The sequence below is a fragment of the Arthrobacter sp. P1_A5 genome, assembly GCF_056406825.1.
In genome coordinates, this window is sequence record NZ_JBFTZL010000198.1 from 1 (window position 1) to 6,430 (window position 6,430).

Genomic DNA, 6,430 nt, shown 5'->3' on the forward strand with positions numbered 1-6,430 from the left:
GTCGGACACCGGGATCGCGTCCAGCAGCGCGGGGAGGCTGGCAAGTTCGTCGTYGGACACCGGGATCGCGTCCAGCAGCGCGGGGAGGCTGGCAAGTTCGTCCAGCTCCTGGCGGCAGTGGGCGCACACCGCAAGATGCTGCTCGAAGGCCGCGGCTTCGGCCGGCTCCAGCCCGCCGAGCAGGTACGCGCCGAGGAAGTGATGCAACTCGGTCCCGTTCACTGCTGCACCCCCATCTCGTCGAGGATCGTCCGTAGGGCCCGGACGGCGTAGAACGCCCGGGACTTCACCGTGCCGCTGGGGATCTTCAATTGGGCGGATGCCTCCTGGACTGTGTAGCGGCGGTAGTGGAGCGCAACAAGGACTTCGCGGTGTTCCGCGCTGAGCCGCAGCAACGCCTCTTCCATCAGCACCTTGTTGAGCAGCTCGTCGATGCGCCCGGCGCCGACGCCGCCTTCCGGGAGGGCCTGGACATCGCGGTCGCCGGCTTCCTGCGGCCGCCTTTGGGCTTTGCGGTAATTGTCGATCATGATGTTGCGGGCCGTCCGGAACAGGTAGCTGCGCAGGCTGCCCGTGATCTGCGGCGCCTGCTGCCAGACCCGCAGCACCGTTTCCTGGACGACGTCGTCGGCGAGCTGGGGGTCCCGGGAGACGCTGAGGACAAAGCGTTTCAGTGCCGTTCCGTGGTCGCGGTAAATCGCAGCCACGACGTCTTCGTCCAGCGGCATTGCCCACCTCCAGGGAATTCGTGTTCTGCCCCTCTACGACGTACGGGCAGGCCCAATAGTTCAGTGTGCCCCAGGACAGCCCGACACGAACATGTCGGTTCCGCCATGAACCATTCCGCTCTCCATGGCGTCGTATCTCGTAGCGCCGGCCTCCGAGTTGGGCTGGCTCGAGTCTAGGAGCAGCAAATGAAGAAGCATCTCAGCATTGGCTTGTCCGCGTTCGCTCTGGCCGCCCTCCTGTCCGGCTGCGGGGGCGGAACGACCACGACGCCGACGTCGGCGGCGCCGGCCACCTCCGCCCCCGCAGAGACCGCCACGAGCGCGCCAGCCAGTTCCGCGCCGTCGTCCATGTCCGCCGCGGTACTCTCGGTGGCCGACTCCAAGGCGGGCCAGATCGTGGTGGCCGAGCAGGGACTGAGCGTCTATTTCTTCACCAAGAACACGAAGGATTCCGGGAACAGCGTCTGCACCGGCGCGTGCCTGACGTCGTGGCCCGCTGTCACGTCGACGACGGCGACTCCCACAGTTAACGGCGTCACCGGCAAGGTCGGAACCATTCCCACGGCTGACGGAAAGATGCAGGTGACCATCAACGGGATGCCGATCTACTACTACTCCAAGGACCAGGCCGCGGGGGACATCAACGGCCAGGGCGTCGGCGGGGTCTGGTTCCTCGTGTCACCCTCCGGGGAAATGATCACGGCACCGCCGGCCGGGTAGGCTCACCGGCCGCGGATCCGCCGGGCCCGGTCGGCCGGGCCAGAGTTAGTCGGCACGGGTTGCTCAACACGGCACGGCCGGCGCCTGCATTTGGGGGCAGGCGCCGGTCGTACCGGAAAACTGTCGTGGAAGGCCGCCTACGGGCGTGCCTTTTCGAACTCCGCCGACCCTTCAAAGTCAACAGCCCCTTCGAACTCCACAGCCTCTTCGAACCCCAAAGCCGCGAGGATTTCCTGGGTCCGCGGATTGAGCATGAAAGCCTCGTCGTCGTCCTCCAGCATGAGGAATTCGCCCTGCTCCGTGGTGAAGTGCCAGGCCAGGGTGGTTTCCCCGTTGTGCTCATAATTCGGATCGCCCATGGTGATCCGCACCAGGCTGTGGCCCGCGAGGCCGCACAGATCGCGGATGATCTGCTCGAACTCCGGCGCGTCCAGAAGCGCTTCCTCGGCGGCTGCCGCCTGGCGCTCCGCGAGGTCGGAAAGCCGGGCCACCCGCCCGGCAATGTGGGCGTCGAGGTCGTCGTCGGAAAGGACCAGCAAGTCCTCCTGGCCGCGCAGCCACGCGGCATTCAATGCGGCGATGTCCTCCGTTGCGAGGATCGACTCGAATTCCCCGTCCAGTTCTTCGATGCGCCGAACGGCGTCGGAGACCCCGTCGCCGGGTTCGTCTTCCTCTGCGCTTCCGGCGGCCCAGCCGCTGCCGCCGTCGAGGTAGCTGTCGACGTCGGCGTCGGTCAGGGCGCCGAAGGCGGCTACCGTGCGGTTGAAGAGGTCCAGGTGCGCGGCGGCACCCATGGCCTCCAGGCCTTCCCGGACGTAGGGGTCGACTTCCTCGCGTTCGGGCGCGGTGAACACGTACTGCGCGAAGCCGCCGGCCAGCGCCTGCGTCAGGTAGAAGTCCACGTAGTAACCGCGCAGCGCGGCCGGGGAGATCTCTTCCGTGTCCAGCAACTCCTCGAACATGGCGTTGACCACGTTGACGTTCGCGTCGACAACGTCCCCGTTTCCGCCGTTGAGGCTTTCGGTGGTCAGCACGGTGGGGTAGCTGTGGGCGGACTGGATGGTGGGCTCACTGTGGGTCATGCGGAATCCTTACTGCTGGCGCTGCTGATACTCCGGACCTCTCCACGGTAGGTCCGTCGTCACGGCGGGCGGCCGAGCCCCGGTTGAACGTCCGGCGAAGTTTAGGCGGCGCTTGTGCGGGCGGCGGCGAAGTTCCGGGGCCTGCGAAGGCTCGGTAAGATGGATCAGATGATTACCTGCCGAAAGTAGCGCGCACATGCCATCCCATCCGGACGAGAGTGCGGCACTGGCAATACAGACTCCCGCGATCAACGACCGCTCCCTCGCGGCCGGGCTCGCTTACGCCATGGGGAGCCGCGTTTCCGGGATCTCTTTCGACGCCGCCACAGGCCTGCTGCTGGGCAAGGTGCGGGGCGGTTCCGACGTGCCCTATTCCACGACGGCGAAGCTGGTCCGGAAGGCAGGCGGCTGGAGCTGCACGGTGGGCGTCTGCAGCTGCCCGGTCCGCAAGGACTGCAAGCACGTGGCGGCCCTGCTCTTCGCGGCCGAAGACAACCCCGCCACCAGGATGCAGCTGCTGGCCCCCGCCGAGGGCACGCGGCTGTCCCGCCAAAGCGCGCCACCGGAAATGGCCGACTGGGAGCAGGCCCTTAGCCCCCTGATCGCCCACCCGGGGATCACGCCGTCCGCCAACGGCACCCCGCTGGCGCTCCAGTTCGACGTCGAGGAACCCGCCCCGCACTTTTCCTACACGGGCCGCCGCGATCCGCTCCGCAGCGTCCGCCAGCTCAAGGCACGCCCCGTCATCATGGGCGCCAAGGGCAAGTGGATCCGCGGCGACGTCTCCTGGAGCACGCTGAGCTACCTGAACTACCGGCGCGAATGCAACGAGGCGCACGTCGAGTGGATGCAGGAATTCCTCGCCTCGCACACCGCTGTGGCAAACCGGCAGCACTCCGGCACCGGACTGTGGCTGGGGCTGAACACCTACGCCGGCAAGAACCTGTGGAGCMTGCTGTCCCAGGCCCAGAAAATCGGCGTCGCCCTGGTGCACAGCCGCAGCACGGAGCCGGTGCGGCTGGTCGAACAGCCTGCCGCCGTCGGGCTGAACCTGGCGCGCATCGGCACCGGCGGGGACGACGGCGGTCTCGAGCTCGCGCCGACCATCACCGTCGAAGGTGAGGTGGTGGATCCGGCGTCGGTCGGGACCATCGGCCGCCCGGCGCACGGAATCTTCCTGGCGTCCGACGGCGGCGCCCTGCCCGGTACCGCCCCCGCGGACCCCGTCATCACCCTCGCCCCGCTGGAAAGCGGTCTCAGCGAGGAACTGCTGACCTTCGTCACGGGCGGGACAACCCTGCACATCCCCGCACGGGACGAAAGCCGCTTCCTAACGGGGTTTTACCCCAAGCTCAAGCAAACCGCGCGGGTTACCGCCTCCGACGAGTCGGTGGAACTGCCCACGCTCGCCGTCCCCACCCTGTCCCTGCTGGCCAATTACGGGGCCGACCACCGGGTCCGGCTGCATTGGGAATGGCACTACACGTCCGGAAACCTCGTCACGGCACAGCCGCTGTGGCGGCACCCGGGCGATCACGGCTACCGGGACGACCCGGCCGAGGCCCGCATCCTAGAGGCGGTCGGGCAGCCCTGGGACGTCGTGCCGGCCTTGGGCGAATCCGCGACCGGCGGCTGGGGCACGCCGCGCCTGGCGGCCACGGCAGAGCTGGCCGGACTGGACACCCTCGCCTTCACCGAGGACGTGCTCCCCCGGCTCCGCGACCTCCCCGACGTCTCCGTGGATACCTCCGGCGAGATTGCGGACTACCGCGAAGCCGAAGAAGCCCCGGTGGTGGCGATCTCTACAAAGGCGACGGACAGCCGCGACTGGTTCGATCTGGGCATCGTCATCACCCTGGAGGGCCAACCGGTTTCCTTCGCGGCACTGTTTTCCGCCCTCGCCGCCGGCCAGACCCGCATGCTGCTCCCGAGCGGGGCGTACTTCTCGCTGGACCTGCCGGAGCTGCACCAGCTGCGGGCCCTGATCGACGAGGCCCGCTCCCTGCAGGACAACCCCGGCGACAAGGACGCCCCGCTGCAGATCAGCCGCTTCCAGGCCGGGCTGTGGGACGAGCTCGCACACTTGGGCATCGTGGATGAACAGGCCGCGGCGTGGCGCGAGTCCGTAGGCGGCCTCCTTGAAGGCGGCATCAAGGGCCTTCCCCTGCCCGGGTCACTGAACGCCGAGCTTCGCCCATACCAGCTGGAGGGCTTCAACTGGCTGAGCTTCCTGTACCGCCACGGCCTCGGCGGCGTGCTGGCCGACGACATGGGCCTGGGCAAGACCGTCCAGGCCCTCGCACTGATCTGCGCCGCAAAAGACGCCGCCGCAGGCGATGAAGCCGGGACCGGGTCCGGGACCGCCCCGTTCCTTGTCGTCGCCCCCACTTCCGTGGTGGGCAACTGGGAGGCGGAAACGGCACGGTTCGCGCCCGGGCTCAACGTGCGCGCCATCGGCGAAACCTTCGCCAAGAGCGGCTCGCACCCGGCCGAGGCGATGGCCGGCGCGGACATCATCGTCACCTCCTACGCCCTGTTCCGGATCGACTACGAGGCCTACGCCTCCCAGACGTGGGCCGGGCTGGTCCTGGACGAGGCGCAGTTCGTCAAGAACCACCAGTCCAAGGCCTACCAGTGCGCCCGCAAACTGCCCGCCGCCTTCAAACTCGCCATCACCGGCACGCCGCTGGAGAACAACCTGATGGAGTTCTGGGCACTGACCTCGATCGTGGCTCCCGGGCTCTTTTCCAGCCCCAAACGGTTCGCCGAGTATTACCAGAAGCCGGTGGAGAAGAACGGCGACAAGGGGCAGCTGGACAAGCTCCGGCGGCGCGTCCGGCCGCTCATGATGCGGCGCACCAAGGAACAGGTCATCAGTGACCTGCCGCCCAAGCAGGAGCAGATACTGGAAGTCGTGCTGAACCCGCGGCACCAGAAGGTCTACCAGACCCACCTGCAGCGGGAGCGCCAAAAGATCCTGGGCCTGATTGAGGACGTCAACAAGAACAGGTTCACCATCTTCCAGTCGCTGACCCTGCTCCGTCAGCTGAGCCTGGATCCCTCGCTGATCGATCCCTCCCTGTCCGGGGTGCGTTCCAGCAAGCTCGATGTCCTCTTCGAGCAGCTCGCGGACCTGGTGGCCGAAGGGCACCGGGCCTTGATCTTCAGCCAGTTCACCGGTTTCCTGGGCAAGGTCCGGGAGCGCCTGGTCGAGGAGAACATCGAGTTCTGCTACCTCGACGGCGGCACACGCAACCGCACCGACGTCGTGAACGAGTTCAAGAACGGCGCCGCGCCGGTGTTCCTCATCAGCCTCAAGGCCGGCGGCTTCGGCCTGAACCTCACCGAGGCCGACTACGTGTTCCTGCTGGACCCGTGGTGGAACCCGGCATCGGAGGCCCAGGCCGTGGACCGGACCCACCGGATCGGCCAGGCCCGGAACGTCATGGTCTACCGGCTGGTCGCCAAGGACACGATCGAGGAGAAGGTCATGGCGCTCAAAGCGAAGAAGTCGCAGCTCTTCGCCGACGTCATGGAAGGCGACGCACTCACCGGCGGCGCCCTGACGGCGGAAGACCTGGCGGGGCTGTTCAACGACTGACGCTGACCAACCCGGAAGCTGCGCTTTAGCCGCGCTTCAACCCTGATACGGCCGACCGGGGCTCCGCCCGCAGCCGGGCCAGCAGCGTCGCGGCGAGCAGCGCCGTCGTCATTTCCAGCGCGATGACTGCCAGCAGCGCCCCGGATCCCGACGGCGCCGCGCCGGCCCCTGCTGCCGCAGTGCTCACATGGTGACTGTGGCCCGTGCCGCCGGCTCCCGTGCCGAGGAGCAGGACCGCGTGCACCGCGGTCATGGCCAGCGCCGCGGCCATCACCTGGCGAAGGGCCCTGTGCCTGCCG

At 67.8% G+C, this 6,430-nt stretch carries 5 protein-coding genes and 1 pseudogene; 2 read left to right on the forward strand and 4 right to left on the reverse strand.

Features of this window, described 5'->3' with window-relative positions:
• The coding region (locus tag AC1D1S_RS18310) for an anti-sigma factor family protein (RefSeq protein ID WP_476995117.1) at nt 1-222 on the reverse strand (222 nt) is incomplete at its 3' end.
• The gene (locus AC1D1S_RS18315) at nt 219-728 is read right to left on the reverse strand and encodes a sigma-70 family RNA polymerase sigma factor (protein ID WP_026538160.1); all 510 of its coding nucleotides are present in this window, start codon (nt 726-728) and stop codon (nt 219-221) included. The genes AC1D1S_RS18310 and AC1D1S_RS18315, both read right to left, overlap by 4 nt.
• 186 nt (nt 729-914) lie before the next feature.
• Between AC1D1S_RS18315 and AC1D1S_RS18320 the strand changes: the two genes are divergently transcribed.
• On the forward strand, nt 915-1,448 hold the full coding sequence (locus AC1D1S_RS18320; protein WP_243180609.1) for a COG4315 family predicted lipoprotein: 534 nt from the start codon (nt 915-917) through the stop codon (nt 1,446-1,448).
• Between the two features lie 137 nt (nt 1,449-1,585).
• Here AC1D1S_RS18320 and AC1D1S_RS18325 read toward each other — a convergent pair whose 3' ends face one another.
• Nucleotides 1,586-2,530: a DMP19 family protein gene (locus AC1D1S_RS18325; protein WP_476995118.1), complete on the reverse strand. Its 945-nt coding sequence runs from the start codon at nt 2,528-2,530 to the stop codon at nt 1,586-1,588.
• A 196-nt stretch (nt 2,531-2,726) separates the two neighbouring features.
• Between AC1D1S_RS18325 and AC1D1S_RS18330 the strand changes: the two genes are divergently transcribed.
• On the forward strand, nt 2,727-6,131 hold the full coding sequence (locus AC1D1S_RS18330) for a DEAD/DEAH box helicase (protein ID WP_476995119.1): 3,405 nt from the start codon (nt 2,727-2,729) through the stop codon (nt 6,129-6,131).
• Nucleotides 6,132-6,156: 25 nt separating this feature from the next.
• Here AC1D1S_RS18330 and AC1D1S_RS18335 read toward each other — a convergent pair.
• Nucleotides 6,157-6,430: pseudogene (locus AC1D1S_RS18335) on the reverse strand (hypothetical protein); the annotation flags it as partial.